The organism is Nocardioides nanhaiensis (assembly GCF_039542785.1).
Lineage (GTDB): Bacteria > Actinomycetota > Actinomycetes > Propionibacteriales > Nocardioidaceae > Nocardioides > Nocardioides nanhaiensis.
The window spans coordinates 1033378-1059637 of sequence record NZ_BAABIM010000002.1 but is presented as its reverse complement, the minus strand read 5'-3'; the positions used below and the strand labels follow the sequence as shown (position 1 = coordinate 1059637).

Here is a 26260-nt window from a genome sequence, read left to right as displayed (position 1 = left end):
CCGCCGGTCGGCTGGTGCTTGCGCCCGTGCCGACGATGCTCCCACACACGACCACACCCCCCACCGCATCGAGCGGTGAGGGGTGTGGTGAGTCGAACGGGGCGCTGGGAGGTCAGACGCCCAGGCGCTGCTTGAGGCCGTCGAGCTCGGTCCAGAGGACGGCCGGGAGGTCGTCGCCGAACTTCTCGAACCACTCCTGGATCTGCGGGATCTCGGCCTTCCACTCCTCGGGGTCGACGGCGAGGGCCGCCTCGAGCGCCTCCGGCGTCATGTCGAGACCGTCGGTGTCGAGCGAGCCCGGCGCCGGCACGTGACCCACGGGGGTCTCGACCGCGGCCGCCTGGCCCTCGATGCGCTCCACGACCCACTTGAGCACGCGGCTGTTCTCGCCGAAGCCCGGCCACAGGAAGCCGCCCTCGTCGTCGCGGCGGAACCAGTTGACGTAGAAGATGCGGGGCAGCTTCGCGGCGTCGTGGTCCTTGCCCATGTTGATCCAGTGGCTGAAGTAGTCACCGGCGTTGTAGCCGATGAAGGGCAGCATGGCCATGGGGTCGCGGCGCACCACGCCGACGGCGCCGACGGCGGCCGCGGTGGTCTCCGAGGAGAGCGTGGCGCCGAGGAAGGTGCCGTGGGTCCAGTCGCGGGCCTCGAAGACCAGGGGGACGGTGGTCTTGCGGCGCCCGCCGAAGAGGATCGCGTCGATGGGGACCCCGCGGGGGTCGTCGTACTCGGGAGCCAGGATGTCGCACTGCTTGATGGGCGTGCAGTAACGGCTGTTGGGGTGGCTGGACAGCTCGGGGGAGTCCGGCGTCCACGGCTCGCCCTTCCACGAGGTGGCCTTGGCCGGTGGGTTCTCCAGGCCTTCCCACCACACGTCGCCGTCCTCGGTGAGCGCGACGTTGGTGAAGACCGAGTTGCCCTTGTTGATGGTCTTCATGGCGTTGGGGTTGGTGTGCTCGTTGGTGCCGGGCGCCACGCCGAAGAAGCCGAACTCTGGGTTGACCGCCCACAGGCGGCCGTCCTCGCCGATGCGCATCCAGGCGATGTCGTCGCCCAGGGTCTCGACCTTCCAGCCCGGGATGGTGGGCTGCAGCATCGCGAGGTTGGTCTTGCCGCAGGCACTCGGGAAGGCCGCGGCCACGTACTTGACGACGTCCTGCGGGCTGGTGAGCTTGAGGATCAGCATGTGCTCGGCGAGCCAGCCCTCGTCGCGCGCCATCACGCTGGCGATGCGCAGCGCGTAGCACTTCTTGCCGAGCAGGGCGTTGCCGCCGTAGCCGGAGCCGAAGGACCAGATGGCCCGCTCCTCGGGGAACTGCACGATGTACTTGGTGTCGTTGCACGGCCAGGCGACGTCGTCCTGGCCCGGCTCGAGCGGGTGACCCACCGAGTGCAGCGCGGGCACGAAGTCGGCCTCGAGCTCGGTCATCCGGGCGAGCACGTCGCTGCCCATGCGCGCCATCACGCGCATGCTGGCGGTCACGTAGGCCGAGTCGGTGACCTCGATGCCGAACATCGGCTTCTCGGCGTCGAGGTGGCCCATCACGAACGGGATCACGTACATGGTGCGACCGCGCATGCAGCCGGCGTAGAGCCCGCGCATGAGCTCCTTCATCTTGCTGGGCTCCATCCAGTTGTTGGTGGGCCCGCAGTCCTTCTCGTCGACCGAGCAGATGTAGGTGCGGTCCTCGACGCGCGCGACGTCGATGGGGTCGGAGGCCGCGTAGAAGCTGTTCGGCTTGATCTCCGGGTTGAGCTGGGTGAAGGTGCCGGTGGAGACCAGCGCGTCGGTCAGCTCGGTCCACTCCTCGTCGGAGCCGGTGCACCAGTAGACGCGAGCCGGCTGCGTCAGGGCGGCCGCCTCGCGGACGAAGTCGAGGATGCCCTGGTGCGTCGTGGGGGCGTCGCCCACGGGATCGACGGGGGCCTGGAGGTCTGCGGTCATCAGCGGAAGTCCTTCTCGCGCGTTCGAGGTGAGGTGGATCGCGCGGCGTCGTTGTCGCGACTTGAGTGGAGTCCCGGCCCGGTGCAGCTGCGCCGCACGGCCCGCGAGTGGGCCGAGGCTAACCGGGTGGGAGAGGGCCGACATATTGGATCGATCCACGGTCCGTGGCGCGGATCACAGCGTGAAAACTCGTTCTCCGGGTTCGGTGTGGCGGCGGTCGGGACGGGCGAGGTCACCGCCGGGTGGCGGTGCGTCGGTGCCCGTTCACACGCCGCGAACGGTCACCCACGCACCCCGACCCCGGGTCGGCGGTGCCTGGGTGACCGTTGACCGCGCCTGATCGGTCACTGCGCCACCCCTGCCCCCCGGGGCGGCAGGCGGAACCGTGAAGCGGACCCAGTGGTCAGGGCCGTGCGCGCCCGCGGGGTCGAGCACCCAGCCGGCGGCGAACCTCGGCCAGAACGCCGCCGCCGCGGCGTTGCCGGGCGCGAAGGCGACCGCCCACCGGCCCGGATGACGGCCCACGGCGTGCCGGGCCAGCGTGACGCCCAGTCCGGTACGACGGGCGGCGGCGACGACGAAGAGCGCGGTGAGCACGTGCTCGGGTCGCTCGAGTGCCCGGTTGACGGCGAACGCCACCGGGTGCACCCCGGCGACGGCCAGGTGCGCCTCCCAGCCCGGCTCTCCGGCCAGCGCGGCATCGAGCCGCTCGTGGCGGAACAGCCCGTCGGCGTCCGGGAGGGCGCCGTTGCACAGGGAGACGTCGTGGCGGAAGAGGTTCCACAGCTGACGCAGCGGGCGCTCGTCGTCGGGGGTGGCTCGGCGGAGGTGGACGGGCCCGGGCGTCGCCCCGGGCGCTGATGGGTGGCACATGCACAAGAGCCTCGAGACGCCGGTGGGCGCTCGAGGCTCTGACGTCATTCTCCCACGCGCGCGGGGCGTCGGATCCGATTTCACCTCCGCCGAGCGCGTCGGCTAGTCTGCTCTGGTTGCTCGGTCAGCCCGAGCAGGCGCCTGTAGCTCAACGGATAGAGCATCTGACTACGGATCAGAAGGTTTGGGGTTCGAATCCCTACAGGCGCGCAGCACCCCGAAGGCCCAGGTCAGCTCGCTGACCTGGGCTTCGCTGATTTCGGCGTCGGTGGGCTGTGTCGGCGGTAGTTGCCACCGATGATGGTCAGTCGTCTGCGAGCACACTGTGGGCACCTCGGCTTCACCGCGTTCCTCAAGGGCGTGTGGACCAAGATCTGGTCCAACAACCCCGCCGAGCGGTCAACTGCGAGACCCGGCGTCGCACCGGCGCCGTCGGGTCTTCCTCACGCACGAGACGGTCGTGCGGCTCGTCGGCGCGCTCCTGGCCGAGCAGACCGACGACGACTGGGCCGAGACGACCGCGGCTACCTCGCGCTCGAGGTCGTGGTCCGCTGACGCGTCAACATCGTGCCGACCACCGACCCCGAGACAGGAACTGACGACCTGCCCCGCACTGACCGCCGCATCAGGCCGAGCGAAGAAACGCAGCGCTGCACCACTATCGGGGCTCCGGCCGATGCTCAGTGCAGTCCATTCGGAGCTGCTGATCGTCGAATCGGGTGTCGAGCAGGTTGCAGCGGTAGGGACCTTGCTGTTCTTCGCCCGGTTGAGCCTCCTGTGCGTCGAAGACGGGGGGCGTCGTCGAACCAATGACAGGTCAGACACGTTCAAGCGACGTTGATGACCCCGGCAGCCTGATGATTAGCGATGATGCCGAGCACGACGCGCAGGCCGTGCCCTTCAGGGCGGGGTCGATGCGGGTCATCGTCGCGGTCACGGAACGATCCCAGTGCAGCAGTCGATCACACAGGTCGCGCCCGTCGTCGGTCAGGGAGAAGAAGGCGTGACGGCGCTCAGCCGGGTCTGGCGCCTCGGCGACCAAGTTCTTGCGTCGCAACGTCGCCAGCGCGTCAGTGATGGTCGGTTGGGACGTGTCGAGCTCGGCCGCGAGGTCGCGCACCCGGGATCGTGTTGGAGTCGTGGTTCGACGGCGGGTCAGCAGGCTGAACTGCAATGCGCTGACTCCTTCTGCGTAGGCCTGCCGGGCGATGATCGTGCGCGTCAGATGACCTGGTCGCTCGAGCGCCGTGCGCGGCGGATCCTGGCTGGACGAGGCGGTCCCGTTCGCCCAGTGGCTCGAGGCCGACGGCACCTGCGATGCCCTGGAGATGACCGCTGGGTCATCCCTGCTCAACCCGATGTACCTCTTCAAGGGCGACGCTCCCGTCGAGGAGTTCGCACAGGTCATGCCGCCCGCGATCCGCCTCGGGGTCCGCACCGTCGGCAAGCGCCTGATCCGGACCTATCCCTACCGCGACTCCTACCTGCTCGAGGACGCCCGTCAGGTGCGCGCGGCGATCGGCTTGCCCATAGTGCTGCTGGGCGGCATCACCGACCGCGCCGGGATCGACCGTGCGGTTCGCGAGGGGTTCGAGTACGTCGCCATGGGCCGCGCCCTGCTCCGCGAGCCGGACCTGGTGGCACGCATGGAGGCCGACGCAACGACGCCGTCGCTGTGCATCCACTGCAACACGTGCATGCCGACGAAGTTCACAGGCACGCGCTGTGTGCTCGTCGATCGCGGGACCACCCGCAGCGCCGACTGGGGGCAGTCCTCCAGCCTCCTGTGTGCGACGGCGGTCCGAGCCTCGCCGGGCCGGGTGCCGGGGGCGGTCCCGGCGGCGGCAGGTGCGGATGCAGACTCCGGAGGGTGACATGAGTCCCGAATCCGGCTGGTGAGCTCTGGGGCATGCGACGCACCAGACGCGCCTTGAATCCCCTCGTCATCGTGAGGCGAGCCGGCCCGCCCGGGGCTGCCGGCACTCAGCATCGTGTCCCGGACGGCGACCACCGGGCCGGGCGCGGTGGAAGGGTTGCGCGGCGGCGCCGCCCCCGACGGACCCTGGTCACTCGCCCGCAGGCGACCTCACCGGAGCGGGTCGAACGGGCGCAGCTCGGGGGCGGTGGTGCCCTCGAGCACCTGCTGGGCGAGCAACCGCCCGGTCAGCGGGCCGAGCACGATGCCCCACATGCCGTGACCGCCGGCCACGTAGACGCGGCTGCTGCGGGTCCGGCCGATCAGCGGCATCCCGTCGGTCGTGCACGGGCGCGAGCCGACCCACTCGTCGTGACGGTCCTCGAAGTCGAGCCCGGTGTACAGGCTGCGGGTGGCTGCGACGATCGCGGCGATGCGACGGGGTCGAGCGGCTCGTCGGGGCGGCGGAACTCCATCATCCCGGCGACCCGCAGCCGTGGCTGCCCCGCGACGCGGACCGGCGTGCAGGCCACCCGTTGGGTCGGGAAGTACACGGGCCCGGTGGGGATCTGCTCGCCCGCGACGGTGAAGGAGTACCCGCGTCCGGCCTGGACGAGCCGGTGGACCCCGTGAGCTCGAGCCAGGTCGGCCAGATGAGCGCCGGTGGCGATGACGACGGCGTCGAAGCGGCGCCCCTCCCCGGTGCCGTCGGTCAGCAGCACCTGCTCTCCGTCACCTCGCACGCTCGTGACGGCGACACCCTCGGAGATCTCGACGCCGAGCGCACGCACGGCGTCGGCGAGGGCGCTCATGAAGGCCGGCGGGTCGATGTAGCGCTGTCCGTGCAGCGCGATCCCGGCGCGGGCCTCCTGCGACAGGCTCGGTTGAATCCTGCGGACCTCGTCACCGTCCAAGACCTCGTGGCCGGCAGCGTGTGCGCCAGGCGTGCGTGAGAGGTCGGCCAGGGCGGCGTCTCGCTCGGCCACGCTGCGGAAGACCATCAGGAAAGGGTCGGCCGAGTCCTGTGCTAGGCCGGGTGCTTGCTGGGCCAGCTCGTCGAAGGCATCGAGGGCGGCGGCGTTGACCGGCGCGTAGGCGGCCGTCGCGCGCGCCCAGGCGCGGTCGGTGCAGTGGCGGGCGAACCCGGCCAGGAACCGCAGCAGGCGGGGATCCGCGCGCACCGGCACGTACAGGGGGGACGAGGGACGGGCAAGGCTGCGCAGGCCGTAGCGCAGGACGGCCGGCTCGGGCAGTGGTGTGGTCTTGGCCGGGGTCAACCACCCGGCGTTGCCCCACGACGCGCCGGCCGCCACGTGCCGCGACTCCAGGACCGTGACCGTGGCGCCGCCGCGCGCGAGGTGCCAGGCGGTGGCCAGTCCGACCATGCCACCTCCGACGACGGCGACCGACCGGGGACGCGGGTGCGGGGCGTGACGGCGGCTCATGGCGCGGGGCACGCGACGCAGGTGGTCGTCCACGGGCGGACCTCCAGCCGTGCGACGGGGATGGGCCCCTGGCAGACCGAGCACCGGCCGAAGTCGTCGTCGTCGAGGTGGGCCTGTGCGGCGAGGACCTGCTGGAGCAGGTGCCGGACGGTGGCGCGCTGGGCGGATGCCACGGGATCGACGTCGACACCGGCGCCGGGTCCGTCAGTCAGGAGGGCGTCGAGCTGTCGGCGACGGTGAGCGGACGCCTCGTCCAGGTCGGCCCGGATGCGGGCGCGGACGTCGTCGGGGACACCGGCCTCCGGTGGGATGGCGTGAGCAGTCATGGAGATCTTCCTTGCGTGGGAGGGGTGCGGAGGGTGTCGACCAGCGACGACGCGAGCGACGGCGCCGTGTCGCGACGCGGTGTGCAGCGCAGGAGCGGGGCGAGCACGGTGCTGCCGTCACGACCTGGCCGCGAGCCGCGACGGCGTCGCGGCTCGCGGCGAGCGGGTTCAGTCGGCGGGGGAAGGCGCTCTTCCCGGCGAGAGGCCGGGAGGGCCGTGGACGCCGCGGGTCACGACGTCCTCGGGGTGCACGGCTCGCACCGGGCGACCCACGGTCGCGAGGTGAGCAGCTCGGGCGCCATTGCCGACCCACAGCGGGTGCAGCGTCCGTAGGCGCCGGAGTCCATGCGGTCGAGGGCCGCGTGAATGTCGCCGAGGATGCGGCGCACGCTGGCCCGGTGCTGGAGCGCGACCGTGTCGCCGGGCTGGATCGGCCGCAGCTCCAGCAGCTGCGTCCGGCGTACGGAGGCTGTGCGCAGCAGCTGGGTCCGCATCCTGGCAAGGTCGAGCTGGGGGTCGGATGACGACGAGCCCGGCCTGCGCGGGCGTCGGATGGTGCTGAACATGGTTGTCCCTCGGGTAGGCGAACATGCACACCGACGGAGTCGGTGTGCTGTGGACCGTGGACGCGGTGTGCGTCTAGGGACGACCAGGCGGGGCGCGGTCGACGCTGCGGCGCAGGACGTCGAGGCCTCGGATGCCGCGAGCCTCCTCCGTCAGCGCGATGGCGAGGAGGGCTGCTCCGCTCGGGACATGGGAAGGCGTGGCCGACGACGGCCTCTGCGACGCGTGTGCCTCACCCATGACGTGACCCTAGGACACCGCTCCCGGTAAGGCCAGTCACTTCCCGGAGGGTCGAAGAGAAGCGGTGGGATCCGCGGCGACCGCGCCGGATGGGGCTAGCCTGCTGGGGATGAGGACCAGTTGCTCTGTCGGTGCGCTGATGATCACCCTTGTCGCAACGTCCGGTGTCGGCGCCGCGGGCACCGCGCAGGCGCATGCGCCCACGGAGCGGGCGCCCGCGGCGTCGGTCGTCGTCGAGGACGCCGGCGACACCGCCGGTGACGCCGACCTGCGCGGTATTTCGGTCAAGGCCACGCGTGCCCGCCTGGTCGTCACAGCCACCTTCTCGCAGAACGAGAGCGGTGATCTCCTGCAGCTCTGGATCGACACCTCCAACAAGCCGCGCAACTACTACGGCGCCATCGCTCCTGAGAGCGGCTTCGACGCACTCCGGCTCGTGGGGGGCAAGCAGACCCGAGGGCCCCGCGGTGAGTGCGCCGGCTTCCGGGCCAGCTACCTCTCGGGCGCCACCACCGCGCGCATCGCCATCCCGACGCGCTGCCTGGGCAGCCCGGGCACGGTCCGCGTCTCCACCTCCGCGACGCTCCGCTCCGGCAGTGGGTCGGTCAGCGACGCTGCCCCGAACGGAGGCGCGTGGACGCCGCGGGTGCGGCTGGCTCGCTGACCCTCGGTCTCGCCCAGCGCGTGCTCGACCACCCAGAGGACGAGGCGAGACGTCTCGTGCGCACCTCTCTCGACCCGGACCAGCGGGGCGATCCGACTCTCGCCCGGCTGCCGCTTGGTGCGCTCAGTGTCGCTCACCCCGGCTCGCGGGACCGCTGGGGCTTCGCGCTGCCCCTGCCCGAGGCCGCGGGACGCACCACCTGTTGGTCGAGCACCTCGGTGACCCGGCTCGACATCACCTGCTCGAAGGCACCGACGAGCGTCTCGGTGGCCAGGCGGCGGACGTCGCGCAGCGCGTCCTCGACCTCGGCCCACTGCTGGGCGCGATGACCGTCCTCGAGGAAGGGGCGCCAGACGCGGTCGAGGAAGAGGTCGAGGTAGAGGGAGGCGACGGCGTGCCGCCGCAGCTGGGCGATCACGTCGAGCAGCTCGCCGACATCGAGCTGGAGCGCCGCCCGCGCCTGGTCGCCGGCGGAGAGAGGAGTGCGGGGCTGAGCTCCTCCAGGGTGCCGTCACCCAGGTCGCGCAGCAGGTCCAGGTCGAGGGCCCACTGCAGCACGTGCCCTGCGTCGTCGTCGACGCGCTCGATCAGCTGCTCGACCGAGGTGAGTGGCTCGGTGCGCTTGGCGTAGAGGCTCGAGACGGTCCGGGTGAAGCGCAGCAGGTCAGCTTCCGAGGCGGACTGCCTCGTCTAGCATCCGGGCGAACGGCGCGAGCGACGTGGTCTACCTGGGACCCGACGAGACCGTGCGGGCGCTGGTCATGCTCGAGATCCGCGACCCCGCCGAGCCGAGTGGAAGATCCCCAGGTAGGCCGCTCGGCCCGGCGACTCGTCGTAGGCGAGCCAGAAGCGGAGGAAGAGCGGGACGGCCACCATCGCCTCGACGGCGAGGCTCGTGCGGGCGTCGCCCAGGACCACGCTGCGCACCTCGCCGAGGTCGACGGCCTTGGTCTCGGCAGCGGCGGTGATCCGGGCCCGTAGCCCGAGCCGGCGCGAGATCGCGAGCCCGAGCAGGCTCGCCAGGGTCATCGTGCCGAGACCGCCGACCTGGATGAGCGCCAGGATCGCCACCTCGCCCAGTGTCGACCAGTAGCCGCCGGTGTCGACCACGACCAGACCGGTCACGCACACGGCGCTGGTGGCGGTGAACAGGGCCGTGAGCAGGTCGGTGCCGCCCTCGCCCGTGCTCGACGCCGGCACCATCGGCAGCACCGTGCCCGCGACGACGGCGGTCGCGAACCCGAGCACGGGGAGATCTCCGCCGCTGCGCGAGCCTCGTCAGAGGAGGGCGGTGAGCTCCTCCTCGGCACGGGCGACCTCCAGCCGCAGCTGCGAGGCCGCGGCCACGAGGTCGATGGTCTCCTCCGACGCGACCGCGGTCTCGATGGCCTGGCAGAACGCCGCCACCGACACGGCACCCAGGCTCGCGCTCGCCGAGCGCAGGCTGTGGGCGACGGCGGCGAGCACCTCTCCCTCACCCCGAACGGCTGCGAGGTCGGCTTCCTCGACCTGGCGCCGCGACTCGAGCACCCACGCCTGCACCAGCGTCACCCGCAGCTCGGCGCCGGCGGGCCCCAGGGCAGCCGTCAGGGCGTCGAGGGTCTGGACGTCCACCGCGGGCGGCACGACGCCTCCGACCGGCTGCGGGACGGTGGGCACGCGTGAGGCGGCGTGGGCAGCGCGCGCCACGGCCGCGGCGAGCTCCTCGGCGCGCACCGGCTTGGCGAGGTGGTCGTCCATGCCCGCGGCCATGCTGCGCTCCCGGTCCTCCGTCAGCGCGTTGGCGGTCATCGCGACGATGCGCGGCTGACGTGAGCCGGGTAGTCCGGCACGGATGAGCCGGGTCGCCTCGAGGCCGTCCATGACCGGCATGTGCACGTCCATCAGCACGAGGTCGAAGTCTTCGGCACGCACGGCCTCCACGGCCTCGCGCCCCTGCGAGACGACCACCGGCTCCTGCCCCAGCCGCTGCAGCATCAGCACGGCCACCTGCTGGTTGACCGGGTTGTCCTCCGCCAGCAGGATCCGCAGCGGTCTGGTCACCGTCGTGTCGGAGTGCGGCGTCGGGAGCGTCCGTGCGCCGAGGGCTCGCGCGACGGTGCTGCGCAGTGCGGCGGCCTTGACCGGCTTGGTGAGGTGCACGAGCCGCAGCTCCTCCGCCGCGGCGATGCGCTCGCCCAGCGAGGTCAGCAGGATCAGGGGCACGTCGTGCCAGTCGGATCGGGCTCGGAGTCGAGCCGCCAGCTCGGTGCCGTCCAACCCGGGCATGTGCATGTCGAGGATCGCGACGTCGTACGTCCCGTCGTCGGCGTCGAGGGCTGCCAGCACCTGCAGCGGGTCGCCCTCGTCGTGCACGGACATCCCCCACGCCTCGAGCTGGGCCCGCAGGATGCGCCGGTTGGTGGCGTTGTCGTCGACGACGAGTGCCGCGCGCCCGGGCAGCTCGGCCGGCGCCACCCGCACCTGGTCCTCGAGCTCACGGCCGGCGGTGAACGGGGCGACCAGGGTGAAGGTGGAGCCGGTGCCGACCTCGCTGACGACCTCGAGGCGGCCGGCCATGGCCTCGGCGAGGCGCTGGCTGATCGCCAGGCCCAGCCCCGATCCGCCGTGGAGGCGCGTGGTGCTGCTGTCCACCTGGCTGAAGCTGCGGAAGAGCCGGTCCATCCGATCCGCGGGGATGCCGATGCCGGTGTCGTGCACGGCGAAGGACAGGACGCTGCGATCGTCCGAGGGGCCACCCGCGGTGCCGTCCGAGGTCACGCTGAGCAGCACCTCACCCTGCTCGGTGAACTTGACGGCGTTGCTGAGCAGGTTGACCAGCACCTGCCGCACGCGCGTCACGTCGCCCTCGACGACCGGTGGCACCGTGGGATCGATCTGGGCGACCAGGTCGAGCCCCTTGGCCGTGGCCTGGGCCGCGACCAGGTCGAGCGCGGTCTCGACGCAGTCGCGCAGCACGAAGGGTTCCCGCTCCAGCTCCAGCTCGCCGGCCTCGATCTTCGAGAAGTCCAGGATGTCGTTGATGATCGTCAGCAGCGCGTCGCCGCTGTGACGCACGGTCTCGGTGAACTCGCGCTGCTCACGGTCGAGCGGGGTGTCCAGGAGCAGACCCGTCATCCCGATGACAGCGTTCATGGGTGTGCGGATCTCGTGGGACATGGTGGCGAGGAACGCCGACTTGGCGGCGTTGGCAGCGTCGGCCTCGCGTCGAGCGGCCTCCAGCTCTCGTCGACGGGCGTCCTCGGCCCGGCGGCTCTCGGCGATCGCGCCGGCCATCTCGTCCAACCCGTGGCCGATGGCCAGCAGCTCCTGGGGTCCCCGACCCGCGGCGCGGGCCGATAGGTCGCCGTCGCGCAGCCGGCTGATGGTGTCCAGCAGGTCCTGGACGGGCTCCACGACGGAGTCGCGGAGGTTGCGGGACTGGCGTCGCAGCACCAGCAGGCCGCCGGCGAGCAGCACCAGCTCGACGAGGACGGCGACCAGGAGGACTCTGCGCTGCAGGGTCTCGGCGTCGGCCCGCAGGTCGTCGGTGGCGTCCTGGAGGACTGCGTGAGCGGCACGGTAGTCGTCGAAGAGGCTTGTGCCGGCTGCCACGAACCCGCGCTTGGCTCCGTCGACGGGCGTCGTGGCCAGGGCAGGCCCCCGGATCAGCGCGTCGTCGGCCCAGTTGCGCGTCCAGGTCTCGGCTCGCTGCACCTTCTCGTCCAGGAGGGCGAGGACCTGCGCGTTGCCCTCCAGCGCCTCACGAGCGTTCGCGTCGTGCAACGCCACCTCGCGTCGACCCTGCTCGAAGGGCGCCAGCGCGCTCCGGTCGCCGCTCAGCAGGTAGGCGCGCAGCCCGGTCTCCTGGTCGACCATCGCCAGGTGTGCCAGCCGCGACTCCCGCCCGGCGTCGAACGCATTGGTCGTCACGCGCTCCACGTACAGCGCCAGGAAGACGAGGAGCCCCACGTTGAGCAGCGTCGCGGCAGCGACGACGGCGAGTCCCGTGCGCGTCACGCGACCGACCTGCCGTGCGAGTGTCACGGTCCAGGGTCCCACAGGGCGCGTCGTCAGGCAGCCGGACGAGCGGGCGCGCCGCGGCCGCCGACAGCCCCGCCGGTGGTCGTCACGCGGCTGGATGGCCCTCCAGCGACAGCGCGCGGAAGCCGACGTCGATCCGGCGCGGTGTGGGCGGTGGGCCAGCGCGCGGGGCGGCGCCGGGTGGTGCGGGCGCGCGGCTGGTGTAGGTGTGTCCGGTCGGGGTGCGGGTCCGGACGGTGTGGTGGCGTCGCGACCAGGGGTCGGGGTCGTCGGTGACGGTCTGTCGCCAGCCGGTGGCTTGCTTGGCGTGGTTGCGGGCCTGGCAGAGGCCTTGGAGGTGCTCGGCCTCGGTGGCGCCGTCGTGCTCGCGGGGTACGACGTGGTCGAGGTGGCGCTCGGGGGCGTCGCACCAGGGGGTGCGGCAGATGCCCTGGTCGCGGGGCGGCCAGGTAGGCCGCGAGGCCCTCGGTGGCGAGGCGCTGCTGGGTGGTGAGGGCGACCAGATCGCCCCCGGCGCTGGTGTACAGCTTCCGGATCCAGGCCTGGGTGGCGTCGACGGCGCGGGCGACGGCTTCGCGGGCTACCTGGGCGGGGACGCGTCCGTAGCCGGGGATGGTGACGGGTTCGCTACCGGCACCGAGAAGGGTGGCGTCCGACATCACCAGTGACACGGTGACGGGGACGTGGTCGGCGCGCTTCTGGCCGGTGAGCCACTCGACCATGAGGTCGGTCATCAGCTGTCCGGGGGACCGGGGCATGGCCGTCGGGTCGGCGGGGTCGGTGTTGTCGCCGGTGCCGATCATGGTGTCGGCGGTCTTCTTCAGCGCCGCGTAGGCGGCGACCGCTTGGGTCAGGGGCAGGAACCCGGTGAGGTAGGCCATCTTGTCGGCGGCGGGCCGGACGGTGACCGCCCGGTCGCTCACTGCCTTCTGGTGGCGGCGCAGGACGGCGGCGGGGTCGGCCTGGGCGACGCGGCGGCGGACCTCGCCGGCGAGCTGCTGGTTGCCGAGCCCGTCGAGGACGGCGGGGTCGCAGATCTCGGCCTCGACCTGACGGCGGTCGTCTGCGTCGAGGCAGCCGGTCTCGCGGGCGATGAGGGTGGCGCGGTACTCGTTGAGCCGACCTTCGCGGAGTGCCTGGCGGGTGGCGGGCAGGTCGCGTGCGAGGTCCTTGGCGAACCCGAGGAGCTGTTGACCGCGGTGGGGTGACTCCTGTCGTGCCAGCGCGACCTGGGAGGCGACACCACAGCCCGAGCGCTCACGAGGCACCCCAGCCGTCTCACGCTGGGTGCGGACGGACGTGTCGAGGCCGACGGCTAGGTCGGCCTGGGCGGCGCAGTGAGCAGCTCCATCTGGGTGATCAGCTCGACGCGTTCCCTGTCGGTGCCGGGGTCAGCTCCCACAGGGACAGGGCCCTCGAGCAGGTCGGCGCGAAGGCCGGCTACGTGCTCGAGACGGGAAGTCATGGGTGCATCCGATCAAACAGACGAGCGAAAAAGTCGAGATGCACTCGGATCTTCGGGTGTCGAGGTCGTGGGTGTGATGACGCCGTGCGTGCGACCTCGGTCGGCGAAGTCGCAGGTCGGATCCGGACGTCGCCATCGGGTCGTGAGGTCCGGAGAGTGACGCGCTCGAAGGGGGAGCATGCTGCGATCGGGCAGTGAGTGGAGCGCGGAGGGCGACGTGAGGCGTGAGGTCTGACGTTGCTCGTGGGTCCGGCCGCTCACGTCGATGAGCGGGCAGATCGCTACTCGGTGGTCAGAGACCTGATCACAAGGAGGAAGGCGACGAGGAGTGGGACGCCGATGAGAAGACCCTGACACGTCTTCGACGACGACGGGACCGGCGAGGAGGAGGGCGCGGTGAGCTAAAGGAGTGGAGCTTGCTCGGCTTCGACACCGCCGCAAGCTCCGGTGAAACGGTCGGTACTGGTCGGTCGTCGTCGGTCACCACCGGATGGCGGCGTCCCCCACGCTCGGCGTTTGCGCAGGTCAGCGACTCGTTCGCCCAGTGGGCGCATCAAGCGATAGACGCAAAGCCGACGTGATTAGGTCGTCGGTTCGATTCCGACAGGCGGCTCCGGCGAACAGCCCCTGACCTGCGGAAACGCAGGGCAGGGCGGTTCGGTCCTGGTGGTCGCGCGATGCGCTGGCCTCACGGCTCTGCTCGACACCGACGTCGCTCTCCTCTGCGACGGACCCCTCGCCGGCTGAGCGCTCGCGGCCGGCATCCTGTCCGTGTGTCGATAGGCCTCGCACCGCGCGGCAACGCAGCGTGGCGTTGCGTTGCGTTGCGACCTGGCGACGGCTCGGCGGGGCGCGATCGTCTCGTGCGTTGGCGGACTACGGGAGCTTGGACGCGAGCACGTCGGCCGCCAGGATCTCGGGTGCTGCGCCGAGGAGGTGCTGGTTGGCCATCAGGGCTGCGACGATGGCGCCGTTGGCGTGGGCGTCGCGAGCGGCCTCGTCGGGGAATGCATCGAAGATCCAGAAGGTGTCGGCGTGGGTCCTGACCGCGAACCAGACAATCGTTCCTACCTCTTCGTTGGCGAGCGCGACAGCGCCGGCGAGCAGATCGGCGAGCGCGTCGTGCTGTCCATCGGCCGCGACGATCTTGGCGACGAAGGCATACGGAAGTGATGCGGGTGTGGACATGAGGGGTTCTCCTAGGTGTCGAGGTTTCTTGGTGAAGCGAGTTCAGCGTATGACGAGCAAGGGCATGTGAGAAGTGGCGTATACGGCAGTATTGCTATTGTTCGCGCCATGCGTATCGGACTGATCGCGATCGACGGCTGCTTCGGTTCGGCTGTCGCGTCGGTCATCGACGTCGTGCGGGTGGCCGACGGAGCCCGCGGCGATGTCGACCCGCGGATCGACCCGATCGAACTCGCCATCCTCGGACCGAAACGGAGAGTGACCACGACGGCATCGATGACCCTGTCGGTGGACCACCCGCTGTCGGAGTCCGCGGAGTTCGACGTGGTCGTCGTCCCTGCGCTTGGAACCCTCACGGCCGCCGCTACCAACGACGCCCTCCAGAGCCGAGATGCTCGTTCGGTCATCGCCTCGCTCGGGCGCCTCGACGACGCGACCACCCGGATCGCCGCGGCGTGCACCGGCGTGTTCGCCGTCGCCGAGACCGGACGGATGCATCATCGGCGGGCTACGACCAGCTGGTTCCTGGGGCCGGAGTTCCTGAAGCGCTATCCGACCGTCGCCCTCGATCTCGACACCATGGTCGTGGTCGACGGGAACCTCGTCACCGCCGGCGCCGCGTTCGCCCACATCGACCTCGCGCTCTCACTCGTGCGATCGATCAGCCCCGACCTGGCCCAACATGTCGCCAAGCTCCTCATCATCGACGAGCGTCCGTCGCAGGCGGCCTTCGTCGCCTACGAACATCTCCGGCACGAGGACCCGATCGTCGTCGAGTTCGAACGCTTCGTGCGCGCCCGCCTGGACGAACCGTTCAACGTCGCCTTCGTCGCGCAGTCGCTCGGCACCAGCCGGCGCACCCTCGAACGACGAGTTCGTGCGGCGCTCAACCTCACTCCGCTCGGCTTCGTCCAACGGCTTCGCATCGAACGAGCTCGGCACCTCTCAGCAACCACGGACCTTACCTCCGCCGAGATCGCGCTACGGGTCGGCTACGCGAACGCCGAGACTCTGCGCTCCCTCCTGCGTAGGGAGCGACGCCGTTCCTGACCTATCGCCATGCCTGTAGCCGGTGTCCTAGTGCTCGGCTGGAACCACCTCTCAGCACGTCGCGTCGACGCTCCTGCGTCGCCCCTGGACGACCCACTCGACAGACTTGCGGCGAACTGACGCAGGTCTGTGCGACACAAATCTGGGCAGCGGTCCCGATGAGGTCGGACCGCCCTCCCCCGATCCATCATGGCGTCGCGCAGGCGAACCACCGGCCAGTTCGGGGTGACCAGATTCAGCGGCGTTGGCAGAGGTCCGAGCCTGCGGACAGATTTGAATCGCCCCGGGTCTGGTGGAGGCTCTCAATCCATGGAGGGTGAGAGTCATGGCAGCACCCAGGAAGTAGCCCGACGAGCTGCGTGAGCGGGCGACCCGGATGGCGGTCGAGTGGCGGCAGGACCCGGCCACCAAGAACGGCGCGATCCAGCGCGTGGCCGAGCAGCTCGGCATGCATCCCGAGACCTTGCGCAACTGGGTTCGTCAGGCCGAGATCGATGGCGGGGTCCGGGCGGGCACCACGACGAGTGACGCTCAGCGGCTGGCTGAGCTCGAGCGGGAGAACCGTGAGCTGCGGCGGGCCAATCACATCTTGAAGACAACCTCGGCTTTCTTTGCGGCGGAGCTCGACCGCCCCACCAGCAGGTAGTGGCCTACCTCGACGCCCATCGTTACGACGTGGTCGATGGGCGCGAGGTCGGGGTCGAGCCGATCTGCGCGGTGTTGAAGGACGCCGGCGTGCAGATCGCCCCGAGCAGCTACTACGCCGCCCGGACCAGGCCGCCCTCGGCGCGGGCTGTGCGTGACGCTGAGCTGATCACCGACATCACGACAGCCCACCGGGCCAACCTGGGTGTCTACGGCGCGAGGAAGATCCACGCCGAGCTCAACCGCGAAGGTATCCGGGTCGCTCGGTGCGCTGTGGAGCGCCTGATGAGGGCCCAGGGGCTGCGCGGGATACCGCGGGAGAAGACCCGCCGCACCACGCTCGGTGACGGCGCTGAGACCGAGCGGCCCGAGGACTTGGTGCGACGCAAGTTCATCGCCACGGGCCCGAACCAGCTGGGGGTCGCGGACCTGACCTACGTCAGGACGCACGCCGGCTGGAGCTACGTCGCGTTCGTCCTCGACGTGTTCAGCCGGATGATCGTCGGCTGGCAGGTGTCCACCTCGCTGCGCACCGATCTGGCCTCGGACGCCCTGGACATGGGGCTGTGGACCCGGCGCCGGGCCGCCCACGACGTCACCGGCCTGATCCATCACAGCGACAGGGGCGTGCAGTACCGAGCGATCCGCTACACCGAGCGGCTCGCCGAAGCCGAGGCCGTCGCATCGGTCGGGAGCCGGGGCGACAGCTACGACAACGCGATGGCCGAAGCACTGAACTCGCTGTTCAAGGCCGAGTGCTTCCGCAACCCGCTCATGCGACCCAAGGGCGGCTGGAAGTCCGTGCGGGACGTGGAGATCGCGGTCGCCGAGTACGTCGACTGGTTCAACCACAAACGGCTACACGGCGAGATCGGGCTCGTCCCACCCGCCGAGTACGAAGCCCACCACTGGGCCACCATCAGGCCCCAGCACTACCCTGAGACACCCACCCCGAGCGGGGCTGGTTCCAACTAACTGAGCCTCTACAAAACCCGGGGCGATTCACTCACCCTCTCGCCGCAGCGCAGGGAGAGCAACGCGACAGCGGCATCCCATCCGCCCTTCCCATGCGGGACAGCGGACGGCGACGAGAGTCCCCCCACAACCGCGTGTCAGCCCTCCGCAGGCGGCCAGGTCTTCGCCACCAACGTCAGCACGTCGTAGGTCGCCACGGGCGCGCCGTCCTGGTTCGCGACGACGGCGTCCCAGCGCACCTCGCCGTAGTCGGCGCTGCGGCGCGGGGTGATCTGCTTGACCGTGAGGGTCACCGCGACGGAGTCACCGGCCTTGACGGGGGTGAGGAAGCGCAGGTCGTCGACGCCGAAGTTGGCCAGCACCGGGCCGGGGTCGGGGTGCACGAACAGGCCGGCGGCCAGCGAGACCACCAGGTAGCCGTGGGCGACGATGCCGCCGAACAACGGGTTGGCCGCGGCGGCCTCGGGGTCGGTGTGGGCGTAGAAGGTGTCGCCGGTGAACTCCGCGAAGTGCTCGATGTCCTCCAGCGTGACCGTGCGCGCCTCGGAGCGGATCGTGTCGCCGATCCGCAGCTCGGCCAGGCTCTTGCGGAAGGGGTGCACCTCGTCGGTGCGCTGCGCGGCGCCCTTCTGCCAGCGCCCTGTGACGGCGGTCAGCACGTCGGGCGACCCCTGGATCGCCGTGCGCTGCAGGTGGTGGCGCACGGCCCGCAGGCCGCCGAGCTCCTCGCCGCCGCCGGCGCGGCCGGGGCCGCCGTGCACCAGCACCGGGAGGGGCGAGCCGTGCCCGCCGGCGGCGGTGGCCTCCTGGGCGTCGTCGCGGTCGAGCACCAGCACCCGGCCGTTCCAGGGCGCCAGGCCGAGCACCAGCTCACGGGCCACGGCGGGGTCCTGCGTGACGACGGAGGTGACCAGGCTGCCGCGCCCCCGCGCGGCCAGCGCGACCGCCTCGGGGACCGTGTCGTACCCGATCACGGTGCTGACCGGTCCGAACGGCTCCACCGCGTGCGGCGCGGCGGCGTCGCCGTCGACGCGCAGCAGCACGGGTGAGACGAAAGCGCCGCGCTCAGCGTCGCCCTCCACCAGCTGCACGTGGTCGGGGTCCCCGAACACGACCTCACCCGCACGGCGCAGCTGTGCGACGGCGTCGCGCAGCGCCTCGCGCTGCTCGAGGCTCACCAGGGCGCCCATCCGCGCGTCGGGGTGGCGCGGGTCGCCCACCGTGACCTTCGCCAGTCGCGCCGCGACCGCCTCGACGACGGTGTCGACCAGGTGGTGGGGCACGAGTGCGCGCCGGATGGCCGTGCACTTCTGCCCGGCCTTGACGGTCATCTCGGTGACCAGGCCCTTGACGAACAGGTCGAGCTCGGGGCCGTCGGCGGTGACGTCGGGTCCGAGCACCGAGGCGTTCAGCGAGTCGGCCTCGACGCTCAGCCGCACGCCGCCGTGCACCACCTGCGGGTGCGCGCGCAGCACCTGCCCGGTGGCCGCCGAGCCGGTGAACGCCACGTGGTCGTGCACACCCAGCTGGTCGACCAGACCCTCGGGACTGCCGGCCAGCAGCTGCAGGCTGCCCTCCGGCAGCAGCCCGGCCTCGATCACCAGCCGCACGGCGGCCTCGGTGAGCTGCGCCGTCTGCGGCGCCGGCTTCACGATCGAGGGCATCCCGGCCAGGAACGCGGGCCCCAGCTTCTCGAGCATCCCCCAGACCGGGAAGTTGAAGGCGTTGACCTGCACCGCGACACCGGGGCGGGAGGTGTAGACGTGCTGACCGAGGAAGGTGCCGCCACGGCCCAGCGGCTCGGCGGGCCCGTCGAGCAGCACCGTGTCGTCGGGCAGCTCGCGAGCGCCCTTCGAGGCGTAGGAGAGCAGCGTGCCGAACCCGCCGTCGACGTCGACCGCGGAGTCGCGGCGCGTCGCACCGGTCTGGAAGGAGATCTCGTAGAGCTCCTCGGCGTGCTCGCGCAGGTGCAGCGCGGTGGCCTTGAGCAGCGCCGCCCGCTCGGGGAAGGTCAGTGCGCGCAGGGCCGGACCGCCCACCTCGCGGCCGTGCCGCACCATCGCGGCGAGGTCGGGGCCGCCGGTGGAGAACCGCGCCACTTCCTCGCCGGTGGCGGCGTCGCGCACCGACTGCCCCTCGTCGTCGGCGCGGAACCAGGTGCCGCTCGCGTAGCTCTCGATCATGCGTGCCATGGCGGGGCTCCCGGGTGTCGACGCTGACGGTGGCGTGCTGCTTGCGCGGTGGCCGCGCGCATGTCACCGTATAACAGACCGATCGGTCAGGAAAGGGTCCAGGGAGGCGCCGATGACGCAGACGACGGCACGAGACGAGCACGTCGAGCACGAGCTGGAGGCGGGCTTCGACGCGGTGCTCGCCCGCCACGACCGGATCGAGCCGCGCGACTGGATGCCCGAGGGCTACCGCAAGACGCTGGTGCGCCAGGTGGCCCAGCACGCGCACTCCGAGATCATCGGCATGCAGCCGGAGGGCAACTGGCTCACCCGCGCGCCCTCCCTGCGCCGCAAGGCGATCCTGCTGGCCAAGGTGCAGGACGAGGCCGGCCACGGTCTCTACCTCTACTCCGCGGCCGAGACCCTCGGTGCCTCGCGCGCCGACCTCACCGAGAAGCTGATCTCGGGGGCGCAGAAGTACTCCTCGATCTTCAACTACCCCACGCTCTCCTACGCCGACGTCGGCACGATCGGCTGGCTGGTCGACGGCGCCGCGATCTGCAACCAGGTGCCGCTGTGCCGCACCTCCTACGGCCCCTACGGCCGCGCGATGATCCGCATCTGCAAGGAGGAGTCGTTCCACCAGCGCCAGGGCTACGAGCTGCTGATGACGATGATGCGCGGCACGCCCGAGCAGCGGGAGATGGTGCAGGAGTCGGTGAACCGGTTCTGGTGGCCGGCGCTGATGATGTTCGGCCCGCCCGACGACGAGAGCCCCAACACCGCGCAGTCGATGGCCTGGGGCATCAAGCGCGACACCAACGACGAGCTGCGCCAGAAGTTCGTGGACATGTCGGTGCCGCAGGCACAGCGCCTCGGCGTCACCTTCCCCGACCCCGAGCTGCGCTGGAACGCCGAGCGCGGCCACCACGACTTCGGCCAGCCCGACTGGGAGGAGTTCGCCGCGGTGGTGCGCGGTGAGGGGCCGTGCAACGCCCAGCGGCTGGCGCACCGGCGCCGCGCCCACGAGGAGGGCGCCTGGGTGCGCGAGGCCGCCAGCGCGTTCGCCCGGCGTCAGGCGTCCGAGGTGCGGGCGTGAGCGGGCAGGGCGGCGACTTCAGCGCCGACGGCGGCCACGGCGCCGTCCCCCTGACCGGGGTGCCCAGCGGGCTCGACGCGCCCGACCGCGGCGAGTGGCCGCTCTACGAGGTGTTCGTGCGCGGCAAGCGCGGCCTCAACCACGTGCACGTCGGCTCCCTGCACGCGGCCGACGACCAGATGGCGGTGCGGCACGCGCGCGACGTGTACACCCGTCGCAACGAGGGCGTGAGCATCTGGGTGGTGCGCGCGGAGGCGATCACCGCCTCGAGCCCCGACGAGAAGGACCCGCTGTTCGCGCCCGCCGGCGACAAGGTCTACCGGCACCCCACGTTCTACGACCTGCCCGACGACGTCCCGCACATGTGAGGCCGGCACCCATGAACCCCGAGACCCACGAGACCCACCAGACCGACCCGCACGAGTCCGTCTACGACGGACTCCTCGGCGGTGACGACGCCCACTGGGCCTTCGGCACCGACTTCGAGGACCCGCTCGCCGGCGTCGACACCACCCTGCCCGCGGGCGCCGACGCCCACGCGCTGGCCCGGTACTGCCTGATGCTCGGCGACGACGCGCTCGTGGCCAGCCACCGACTCTCGGAGTGGTGCAGCAACGCGCCCGACCTCGAGGACGATATCGCGCTCGCCAACATCGCGCTCGACCTGCTCGGTCAGGCGCGGCTGCTGCTCGCCCGTGCCGCGGCCGCCGACCCCGAGGTCGTGCCCGCACTGCCCGAGGACTCCCCGGTGCCGCCCGAGGACGCGCTCGCGTTCTTCCGCGACGACCTGGCCTTCCGCAACGTGCGCCTGGTGGAGATCCAGAACGGCGACTTCGGCCAGACGATCGCCCGACTGCTCGTGCTGAGCACGCACCGTCTGGCGCTGCTCGAGCGGCTACGCGAGAGCACTGATCCGGTGCTCGCCGCGATCGCGGCCAAGGGCGTGGCGGAGGTGACCTACCACCGCGACTACGCGGGCCGCTGGTTCCTCACCCTCGCCCAGGGCACCGAGCAGTCCCGCACGCGCGTCGTCGCCGGGCTCGAGGTGGTGCTGCCCCACTACGACGAGCTGTTCGCCACCCACCCCGTCGAGGCCACGGGCGCCCAGCAGGGCTGGGGCGTCGACCCGGCCGCGCTGCGCGCCGAGGTCGACGTCGTGCTCGACCAGGTGCTGGCTACCAGCGGCGTCGAGCGGCCGCAGGCCAAGCAGGTCGGGCGCGTGGCCGGCGGCGCGGGTCGCGACGGCCGGCACACCGAGGCGCTGAGCAAGCTGTTGGCGCAGATGCAGTCCGTGGCCCGCGCGCACCCGAGGGGTCAGTGGTGAGCACGACGACGGCGGCTGGCCCGGCGGCGACCCGTGAGCAGGTCTGGCAGGTGGCCGCCACCGTCACCGACCCCGAGCTGCCGGTGCTGACGCTGGAGGACCTGGGGGTGCTCCGCGAGGTGGAGGTCGTCGACGACGGGGGCGTCGTCGTCACGATCACGCCGACCTACTCCGGCTGCCCGGCCATGGCGGCGATGCGCGACGACCTGGTGCGCGTGCTGCGTGCGGCCGGGCACGATCGGGTCGAGGTGCGCACCGCGCTGCACCCGGCGTGGTCCAGCGACTGGATCAGCGAGGCGGGCCGCGCCAAGCTGCGTCGGCACGGCATCTCGCCGCCTGGCGCCCGCGGACCCGCCGCCGCAGGACCCGTGCCGCTGACCCTGCTGCCGCGGCAGCGCGCCGTGGCCTGCCCCCGCTGCGAGGCGGTGCCGGCCGAGCTGGTCTCGGAGTTCGGGCCCACCGCGTGCACTGCCCTCTACCGCTGCGGCGCCTGCCTCGAGCCGTTCGAGCACCTCAAGGAGATCTGATGACCACCTCCGAGCTCGAGCGACCTGTCTCCGACCAGGGGGCGCGCGCCGCGCGCAAGGCGTTCCACCCGCTCACCGTCGCCGCCGTCACCCCGCTGTGCGACGACGCCGCCGCGGTCACCTTCGCGGTGCCCGAGCACCTGCGCGAGCTCTTCGACTTCGCCGCCGGGCAGTCGCTCACCCTGCGCCGGGTGGTCGACGGCATCGAGCACCGCCGCTCCTACTCCATCTGCTCGCCCGCCGGCAGCGCGCCGCGCATCGGCGTCCGCGAGATTCCAGACGGTCTCTTCTCGCGCTGGCTGACCCGCGAGGTGCGGCCCGGCGACGTCGTCGAGGTGCAGCCGCCCACCGGATCCTTCCGCGCCGACCCCACCGAGGGTGGCCGGCACCTGTGCATCGCAGCGGGCTCGGGCATCACGCCGATGCTCTCGATCGCCAGCACCGTGCTCACCCACCCCGAGGCGCGCGTGACCCTGCTGTACGGCAACCGCACCACCGCCTCGGTGATGTTCGCCGAGGAGCTGGCGGACCTGAAGAACCGTCACACCGGGCGGTTCGAGCTGGTGCACGCGCTCTCCCGGGAGCCGCGCGACGTCGAGCTGTTCTCGGGCCGGCTCGACGCCCCGCGGCTGCGCCGGATGCTCGACGTGCTGGTGCCGCTGCAGGTCGTCGACCACGTGTGGCTGTGCGGCCCGTTCGAGATGATCACCGCGGCGCGCGAGCTGCTGACCGAGCTGGGCGTCCCGGCCGACCGCGTGCACGCCGAGCTGTTCTACGTCGACGAGCCGCCGCCCGAGGTGCACCGCCCCGACCCCGGTGCCGCCGCCGACGGCGAGACCAGCGCCGTCACCCTGACCGTCGACGGCCGCACCACCACCGCTGCCCACCCGCGTGACCGGACCATCCTCGACGCCGCCGCAGCCACCCGTGGCGACCTGCCGTTCGCCTGCAAGGGCGGGGTGTGCGGCACCTGCCGCGCGCTGGTGCGCACCGGCGAGGTGGACATGCGCCGCAACTACGCCCTGGGCGACGACGAGGTGGAGCGCGGGTTCGTGCTCACCTGCCAGACCCACCCGGTCAGCGACACCGTCGAGATCGACTTCGATGCCTGAGCCGTCGGTGCCCGCGACCGACGATCCGGGCCAGGGCGTCGCCGAGCGCAGCACCGCGCAGATGATGCGCGGCGACCTCGCCAGCGCTGCGCTCGGCATCGAGGTGCTCGCCGTCTCCCCGGGCGCCGCGACCGTGGCGATGGCGGTGCGTGACGACATGGTCAACGGCTGGGGCCTGTGCCACGGCGGTCTGGTGGCCACGCTGGCCGACACCGCCTTCGCGGTGGCCTGCAACAGCCGCGGCCGTGTCACCGTGGCTGCCGGCTTCGACGTCAGCTTCCTCGAGCCCGGCCGTGCGGGCGACCGGCTGGTCGCTGACGCCCGGGAGGTCGCGCTGCGCGGCCGTTCGGGCCTCTACGACGTCACCGTCCGCCGGGAGGCCGACGGCGCGGTGCTCGCCGAGTTCCGAGGCCGCAGCCGCGCCACCGGCGAGGTCAACCCGGCTGCGGCCGACTGAGCTCGGCCAGCCGCGGGAAGCGCCACAGACCGACGACGCCGGCGCCCACCAGGCTGGTCAGCACGCACGCCGCCGCGACGCGCAGGGCCCATGCGGTGCCGGCGGTCTCGGCCAGCACCCCACCGAGCGCGGCCCCCAGCGGTGCACCGCCCCAGGCGATCAGCCGTGCGGTGGTGCCCACCCGTGACTGCAGCCGGTCCGGCGTCACCACCTGGCGGGTCACGATGCCGTTGACGATCAGCGTCGTCATGGCCAGGTTCATCAGCAGCAGGACCGGGAGCGCGTGCGCCACCGAGCCGGCCCCGGCCAGCAGCAGCAGGCAGCCGCCTGCCGTCGCGTAGCCGGCGGTGGTGATCAGGCCGACCCCGAGGTGCCGTTGGAGGCGCGGGAGCAGCAGGCTGCCCAGGAAGGTTCCGAGCGCACCGGCGGCGAAGAGCCACCCCAGCGCGGGTGAGTCGGCGTCCAGGCCGAGCTGCTCGACACCCACCACCACCAGGAGGCCGGCGGCGGCGCCACCTGCCAGGCTGTTGCCGACGCCGAGCACCGTCAGCCAGCGCACCACCCGGTGCCGCCACACGAAGCGCAGGCCCTCGGCCACCTCGCTGCGCAACCGCCGCGTCGCGCCTCTCGACCCCTGCCGCTCCTCGCTGCCGGGCCACCGCAGCCGCGCCAGCACCGCGGCCGAGACCAGGGAGGCGGCGGCGTCGACGCCGAGCACGAGCGCCGGCGAGGTCAGCGTCACCGCCACACCCGCGACCAGCGGCCCCGCGACGCCGATCGCGGTCCCCACGCTCACCAGGGTCGAGGTCGCCGAGGCGACGCGGGCTCTGCCGACCATCTGGGGAACCACCCCGAAGGTGGCGGCGTCGGCGAAGACGAACATGGTGGCGGTGGTCGCGGCGACGACGAGCAGCTGCGCCGTCGTCAGCAGCCCGAGCACCTCCGCCAGGGGCACGCTGAGCATCGCCGCGCCGCTGAGGCAGCCGGTGAGCACCAGCACACGACGCCGGCGCCAGCGGTCCGCCAGCGCGCCGGCCGGCAGCCCCAGCAGCAGGTACGGAGCGGTCTCCAGCACGGTCACCAGTGCGGTGAGCGCCGCGCTGCCGCTGCGCTGGTAGACGAGCAGCGGCAACGCCACCAGGGTGAGTGTGGCTCCGGCCATGCCGACGGCGCGTGCCGCGAGGTAGCGACGGAAGACCGGGTCCACGAGCGCGCTCGCTGGCTGTGCGGCGGCGTCGCTCATCAGGAGCCGGCCAGCTCCGCCTGGACCTGGTCGAGCACGATGCCGAGCGAGATCGTGCCGCGGCCGGTGGCCCACACGTCGGCCTCGACCTCGACCACCCGGCCCTCCCGCGCCGCCGTCATGCCTGCCCAGGTGGGGTCGGTGGCCAGGCGCTCGGAGAGCGGCTGGTCGTCGTCGGAGGCGGAGAACGCCTGGGCGAAGACGACGTCGGGATCCACCTCGGCGATCTGCTCCACCGCGACGCTGGCGAACGGGTCGTCGCCGGCGGGCCACGGGTACTCGCTCACCTCGGCGAGCAGCGACCCCACCGGCGTCTCCACGGAGTCGACGCCCAGCGAGCCCGGCTCGCCGAACATCGAGAGCGTCGTGAGCGGGCTCCTCTCACCGGCCGCCTCCTCGACGCGGGCGGTGAACGCGTCGGCTGCCTGGTCGGCCTCCTCACGGGTACCGGTCAGGTCTCCCAGGGTGCGCAGGAACTCCACCGAGTCCTCCCACGAGCGCGGGTCCACCAGGTACAGGGGCGCGGCCCGCTCGACGGCGTCACGCAGCCCGTCCTGGGCGCCGGCCAGCCCGATCACCAGGTCGGGCGTGGCCAGGACGACGTCCTCCACGTTCTCCTCGCCGAACCCGCCGGTGACCTCGCGCATCTCGGCGTCCGGCCCGGCGTAGCGCTCGTCGAGGCTGAGGGCGTCGCGGTAGGCCACCGGCGTGATGCCCACCTCGGTCAGGGCGTCGACGCAGATCATCGTCAGGCAGGCCACCCGCTGGGCGGGCTGCTCGAGGGTGATCTCGGCGCCGGTGTCGTCCTGCACGGTCACGGGGCCGGACTCGACCTCCGCAGGAGCGCTGCTCTCCCCGGCGCCGGGGGTGCCGGCGGCGTCGCCGTCGTCACCGGCGCACCCGGAGAGTGCGAGCGGGACGAGCAGTCCCAGGGCGAGGGCGGTGGCGCGGGCGCGCCGGGCTGGGTTGCGCATGGGTTCTCCTGTGCTGGACGATGGAGACGAAATGA

The 26260-nt window shown here is 71.9% G+C and carries 23 protein-coding genes, 1 tRNA gene and 4 pseudogenes; 12 read left to right on the top strand and 16 right to left on the bottom strand.

Annotation, left to right across the window (positions count from 1 at the left end; all coding sequences use genetic code 11):
- Positions 1-112: 112 nt before the first annotated feature.
- Together ABD948_RS13175 and ABD948_RS13170 are read right to left on the bottom strand one after the other, a co-directional pair.
- Entirely contained in the window at positions 113-1945 is a 1833-nt protein-coding gene (locus ABD948_RS13175) for a phosphoenolpyruvate carboxykinase (GTP) (protein WP_345266486.1), read from the bottom strand.
- A 264-nt stretch (positions 1946-2209) separates the two neighbouring features.
- Positions 2210-2818: a GNAT family N-acetyltransferase gene (locus ABD948_RS13170; protein ID WP_345266484.1), complete on the bottom strand. Its 609-nt coding sequence runs from the start codon at positions 2816-2818 to the stop codon at positions 2210-2212.
- Between the two features lie 137 nt (positions 2819-2955).
- Here ABD948_RS13170 and ABD948_RS13165 point away from each other — a divergent pair.
- Positions 2956-3028, top strand: a tRNA-Arg gene (locus ABD948_RS13165).
- Between the two features lie 123 nt (positions 3029-3151).
- Positions 3152-3373 (top strand): annotated as a pseudogene (locus ABD948_RS13160) (transposase); the annotation flags it as partial.
- A gap of 262 nt (positions 3374-3635) precedes the next feature.
- On the opposite strand, the gene ABD948_RS13155 reads toward ABD948_RS13160, so the two are convergent.
- Complete coding sequence (locus tag ABD948_RS13155) at positions 3636-3938, bottom strand: winged helix DNA-binding protein (RefSeq protein WP_345266482.1); 303 nt, start codon at positions 3936-3938, stop codon at positions 3636-3638.
- 127 nt (positions 3939-4065) lie between these two features.
- Between ABD948_RS13155 and ABD948_RS13150 the strand changes: the two genes are divergently transcribed.
- The gene (locus ABD948_RS13150; protein ID WP_345266480.1) at positions 4066-4692 is read left to right on the top strand and encodes a hypothetical protein; all 627 of its coding nucleotides are present in this window, start codon (positions 4066-4068) and stop codon (positions 4690-4692) included.
- A gap of 212 nt (positions 4693-4904) precedes the next feature.
- On the opposite strand, the pseudogene ABD948_RS13145 reads toward ABD948_RS13150, so the two are convergent.
- The 4 genes and pseudogenes from ABD948_RS13145 to ABD948_RS13130 all read right to left on the bottom strand — a co-directional run.
- Positions 4905-5297 (bottom strand): annotated as a pseudogene (locus ABD948_RS13145) (NAD(P)/FAD-dependent oxidoreductase); the annotation flags it as partial.
- A 131-nt stretch (positions 5298-5428) separates the two neighbouring features.
- Positions 5429-6118: pseudogene (locus tag ABD948_RS13140) on the bottom strand (NAD(P)/FAD-dependent oxidoreductase); the annotation flags it as partial.
- Between the two features lie 56 nt (positions 6119-6174).
- The gene (locus ABD948_RS13135) at positions 6175-6504 is read right to left on the bottom strand and encodes a TraR/DksA family transcriptional regulator (protein ID WP_345266478.1); all 330 of its coding nucleotides are present in this window, start codon (positions 6502-6504) and stop codon (positions 6175-6177) included.
- 230 nt (positions 6505-6734) lie between these two features.
- The gene (locus ABD948_RS13130) at positions 6735-6998 is read right to left on the bottom strand and encodes a TraR/DksA family transcriptional regulator (protein WP_345266476.1); all 264 of its coding nucleotides are present in this window, start codon (positions 6996-6998) and stop codon (positions 6735-6737) included.
- A 449-nt stretch (positions 6999-7447) separates the two neighbouring features.
- Between ABD948_RS13130 and ABD948_RS13125 the strand changes: the two genes are divergently transcribed.
- Positions 7448-7972 carry a hypothetical protein gene (locus ABD948_RS13125; RefSeq protein ID WP_345266474.1) on the top strand — a complete coding sequence of 175 codons (525 nt, stop codon included), beginning with the start codon at positions 7448-7450 and terminating at the stop codon, positions 7970-7972.
- 133 nt (positions 7973-8105) lie between these two features.
- On the opposite strand, the gene ABD948_RS13120 is transcribed toward ABD948_RS13125, so the two are convergent.
- From ABD948_RS13120 to ABD948_RS13095, 6 genes and pseudogenes are all read right to left on the bottom strand, one after another.
- Positions 8106-8390, bottom strand: coding sequence for a hypothetical protein (locus tag ABD948_RS13120; RefSeq protein ID WP_345266472.1), 285 nt, complete (start codon positions 8388-8390; stop codon positions 8106-8108).
- Positions 8387-8530: a hypothetical protein gene (locus tag ABD948_RS13115; RefSeq protein WP_345266470.1), complete on the bottom strand. Its 144-nt coding sequence runs from the start codon at positions 8528-8530 to the stop codon at positions 8387-8389. Before ABD948_RS13115 ends, ABD948_RS13120 begins: the two co-directional genes overlap by 4 nt.
- A 201-nt stretch (positions 8531-8731) precedes the next feature.
- Positions 8732-9220, bottom strand: coding sequence for a hypothetical protein (locus ABD948_RS13110; RefSeq protein WP_345266468.1), 489 nt, complete (start codon positions 9218-9220; stop codon positions 8732-8734).
- Positions 9221-9250: 30 nt separating this feature from the next.
- Positions 9251-11971 (bottom strand): hybrid sensor histidine kinase/response regulator, encoded by a 2721-nt coding sequence (locus ABD948_RS13105; RefSeq protein ID WP_345266466.1) that lies wholly within the window; start codon positions 11969-11971, stop codon positions 9251-9253.
- Positions 11972-12024: 53 nt separating this feature from the next.
- A pseudogene (locus ABD948_RS22135) lies at positions 12025-13278 on the bottom strand (DUF222 domain-containing protein); the annotation flags it as partial.
- A 1058-nt stretch (positions 13279-14336) separates the two neighbouring features.
- The gene (locus tag ABD948_RS13095) at positions 14337-14648 is read right to left on the bottom strand and encodes a putative quinol monooxygenase (protein ID WP_003941073.1); all 312 of its coding nucleotides are present in this window, start codon (positions 14646-14648) and stop codon (positions 14337-14339) included.
- A gap of 108 nt (positions 14649-14756) precedes the next feature.
- Here ABD948_RS13095 and ABD948_RS13090 point away from each other — a divergent pair, with 108 nt between their 5' ends.
- Positions 14757-15698 carry a GlxA family transcriptional regulator gene (locus ABD948_RS13090; RefSeq protein WP_345266462.1) on the top strand — a complete coding sequence of 314 codons (942 nt, stop codon included), beginning with the start codon at positions 14757-14759 and terminating at the stop codon, positions 15696-15698.
- 376 nt (positions 15699-16074) lie between these two features.
- Positions 16075-17318 (top strand): IS3 family transposase gene (locus ABD948_RS13085; RefSeq protein WP_425576581.1). Its coding sequence is split into 2 segments (ribosomal slippage): positions 16075-16303 and positions 16303-17318, totalling 1245 coding nucleotides; the frame shifts between segments, so codons are not numbered across the junction.
- A gap of 137 nt (positions 17319-17455) precedes the next feature.
- Here the strand turns inward: ABD948_RS13085 and paaZ are convergent.
- On the bottom strand, positions 17456-19510 hold the full coding sequence (gene paaZ / locus ABD948_RS13080) for a phenylacetic acid degradation bifunctional protein PaaZ (protein WP_345266458.1): 2055 nt from the start codon (positions 19508-19510) through the stop codon (positions 17456-17458).
- A gap of 112 nt (positions 19511-19622) precedes the next feature.
- Between paaZ and paaA the strand changes: the two genes are divergently transcribed.
- Genes paaA through paaI form a run of 6 tightly spaced genes read left to right on the top strand, consistent with a single transcriptional unit; the run spans position 19623 to position 24008 of the window.
- The gene (gene paaA / locus ABD948_RS13075; protein WP_345266456.1) at positions 19623-20588 is read left to right on the top strand and encodes a 1,2-phenylacetyl-CoA epoxidase subunit PaaA; all 966 of its coding nucleotides are present in this window, start codon (positions 19623-19625) and stop codon (positions 20586-20588) included.
- A complete protein-coding gene (gene paaB / locus ABD948_RS13070) occupies positions 20585-20956 on the top strand; it encodes a 1,2-phenylacetyl-CoA epoxidase subunit PaaB (protein WP_425576580.1) in 372 nt (123 codons plus the stop codon). Before paaA ends, paaB begins: the two co-directional genes overlap by 4 nt.
- Before the next feature lie 11 nt (positions 20957-20967).
- The gene (gene paaC, locus ABD948_RS13065; protein ID WP_345266454.1) at positions 20968-21912 is read left to right on the top strand and encodes a 1,2-phenylacetyl-CoA epoxidase subunit PaaC; all 945 of its coding nucleotides are present in this window, start codon (positions 20968-20970) and stop codon (positions 21910-21912) included.
- Positions 21909-22439, top strand: coding sequence for a 1,2-phenylacetyl-CoA epoxidase subunit PaaD (gene paaD, locus ABD948_RS13060; protein WP_345266452.1), 531 nt, complete (start codon positions 21909-21911; stop codon positions 22437-22439). The genes paaC and paaD overlap by 4 nt, the downstream gene beginning before the upstream one ends.
- Positions 22439-23551, top strand: coding sequence for a 1,2-phenylacetyl-CoA epoxidase subunit PaaE (paaE, locus tag ABD948_RS13055; RefSeq protein ID WP_345266450.1), 1113 nt, complete (start codon positions 22439-22441; stop codon positions 23549-23551). Before paaD ends, paaE begins: the two co-directional genes overlap by 1 nt.
- Positions 23544-24008 carry a hydroxyphenylacetyl-CoA thioesterase PaaI gene (gene paaI, locus ABD948_RS13050; RefSeq protein ID WP_345266448.1) on the top strand — a complete coding sequence of 155 codons (465 nt, stop codon included), beginning with the start codon at positions 23544-23546 and terminating at the stop codon, positions 24006-24008. Before paaE ends, paaI begins: the two co-directional genes overlap by 8 nt.
- Here the strand turns inward: paaI and ABD948_RS13045 are convergent.
- Together ABD948_RS13045 and ABD948_RS13040 are read right to left on the bottom strand one after the other, a co-directional pair.
- The gene (locus ABD948_RS13045; protein ID WP_345266446.1) at positions 23986-25251 is read right to left on the bottom strand and encodes an MFS transporter; all 1266 of its coding nucleotides are present in this window, start codon (positions 25249-25251) and stop codon (positions 23986-23988) included. The genes paaI and ABD948_RS13045 overlap by 23 nt on opposite strands.
- The gene (locus tag ABD948_RS13040) at positions 25251-26225 is read right to left on the bottom strand and encodes an ABC transporter substrate-binding protein (protein WP_345266444.1); all 975 of its coding nucleotides are present in this window, start codon (positions 26223-26225) and stop codon (positions 25251-25253) included. Before ABD948_RS13040 ends, ABD948_RS13045 begins: the two co-directional genes overlap by 1 nt.
- Positions 26226-26260 lie beyond the last annotated feature (35 nt).

Coding starts and splice junctions, on each gene's coding strand:
- ABD948_RS13175 (WP_345266486.1), bottom strand. CDS start 1,945: ATGACCGCAGACCTCCAGGCCCCCGTCGATCCCGTGGGCGACGCCCCC.
- ABD948_RS13170 (WP_345266484.1), bottom strand. CDS start 2,818: ATGTGCCACCCATCAGCGCCCGGGGCGACGCCCGGGCCCGTCCACCTC.
- ABD948_RS13135 (WP_345266478.1), bottom strand. CDS start 6,504: ATGACTGCTCACGCCATCCCACCGGAGGCCGGTGTCCCCGACGACGTC.
- ABD948_RS13130 (WP_345266476.1), bottom strand. CDS start 6,998: ATGCGGACCCAGCTGCTGCGCACAGCCTCCGTACGCCGGACGCAGCTG.
- ABD948_RS13125 (WP_345266474.1), top strand. CDS start 7,448: ATGATCACCCTTGTCGCAACGTCCGGTGTCGGCGCCGCGGGCACCGCG.
- ABD948_RS13095 (WP_003941073.1), bottom strand. CDS start 14,648: ATGTCCACACCCGCATCACTTCCGTATGCCTTCGTCGCCAAGATCGTC.
- ABD948_RS13090 (WP_345266462.1), top strand. CDS start 14,757: ATGCGTATCGGACTGATCGCGATCGACGGCTGCTTCGGTTCGGCTGTC.
- paaZ (WP_345266458.1), bottom strand. CDS start 19,510: ATGGCACGCATGATCGAGAGCTACGCGAGCGGCACCTGGTTCCGCGCC.
- paaA (WP_345266456.1), top strand. CDS start 19,623: ATGACGCAGACGACGGCACGAGACGAGCACGTCGAGCACGAGCTGGAG.
- paaC (WP_345266454.1), top strand. CDS start 20,968: ATGAACCCCGAGACCCACGAGACCCACCAGACCGACCCGCACGAGTCC.
- paaE (WP_345266450.1), top strand. CDS start 22,439: ATGACCACCTCCGAGCTCGAGCGACCTGTCTCCGACCAGGGGGCGCGC.
- paaI (WP_345266448.1), top strand. CDS start 23,544: ATGCCTGAGCCGTCGGTGCCCGCGACCGACGATCCGGGCCAGGGCGTC.
- ABD948_RS13045 (WP_345266446.1), bottom strand. CDS start 25,251: ATGAGCGACGCCGCCGCACAGCCAGCGAGCGCGCTCGTGGACCCGGTC.
- ABD948_RS13040 (WP_345266444.1), bottom strand. CDS start 26,225: ATGCGCAACCCAGCCCGGCGCGCCCGCGCCACCGCCCTCGCCCTGGGA.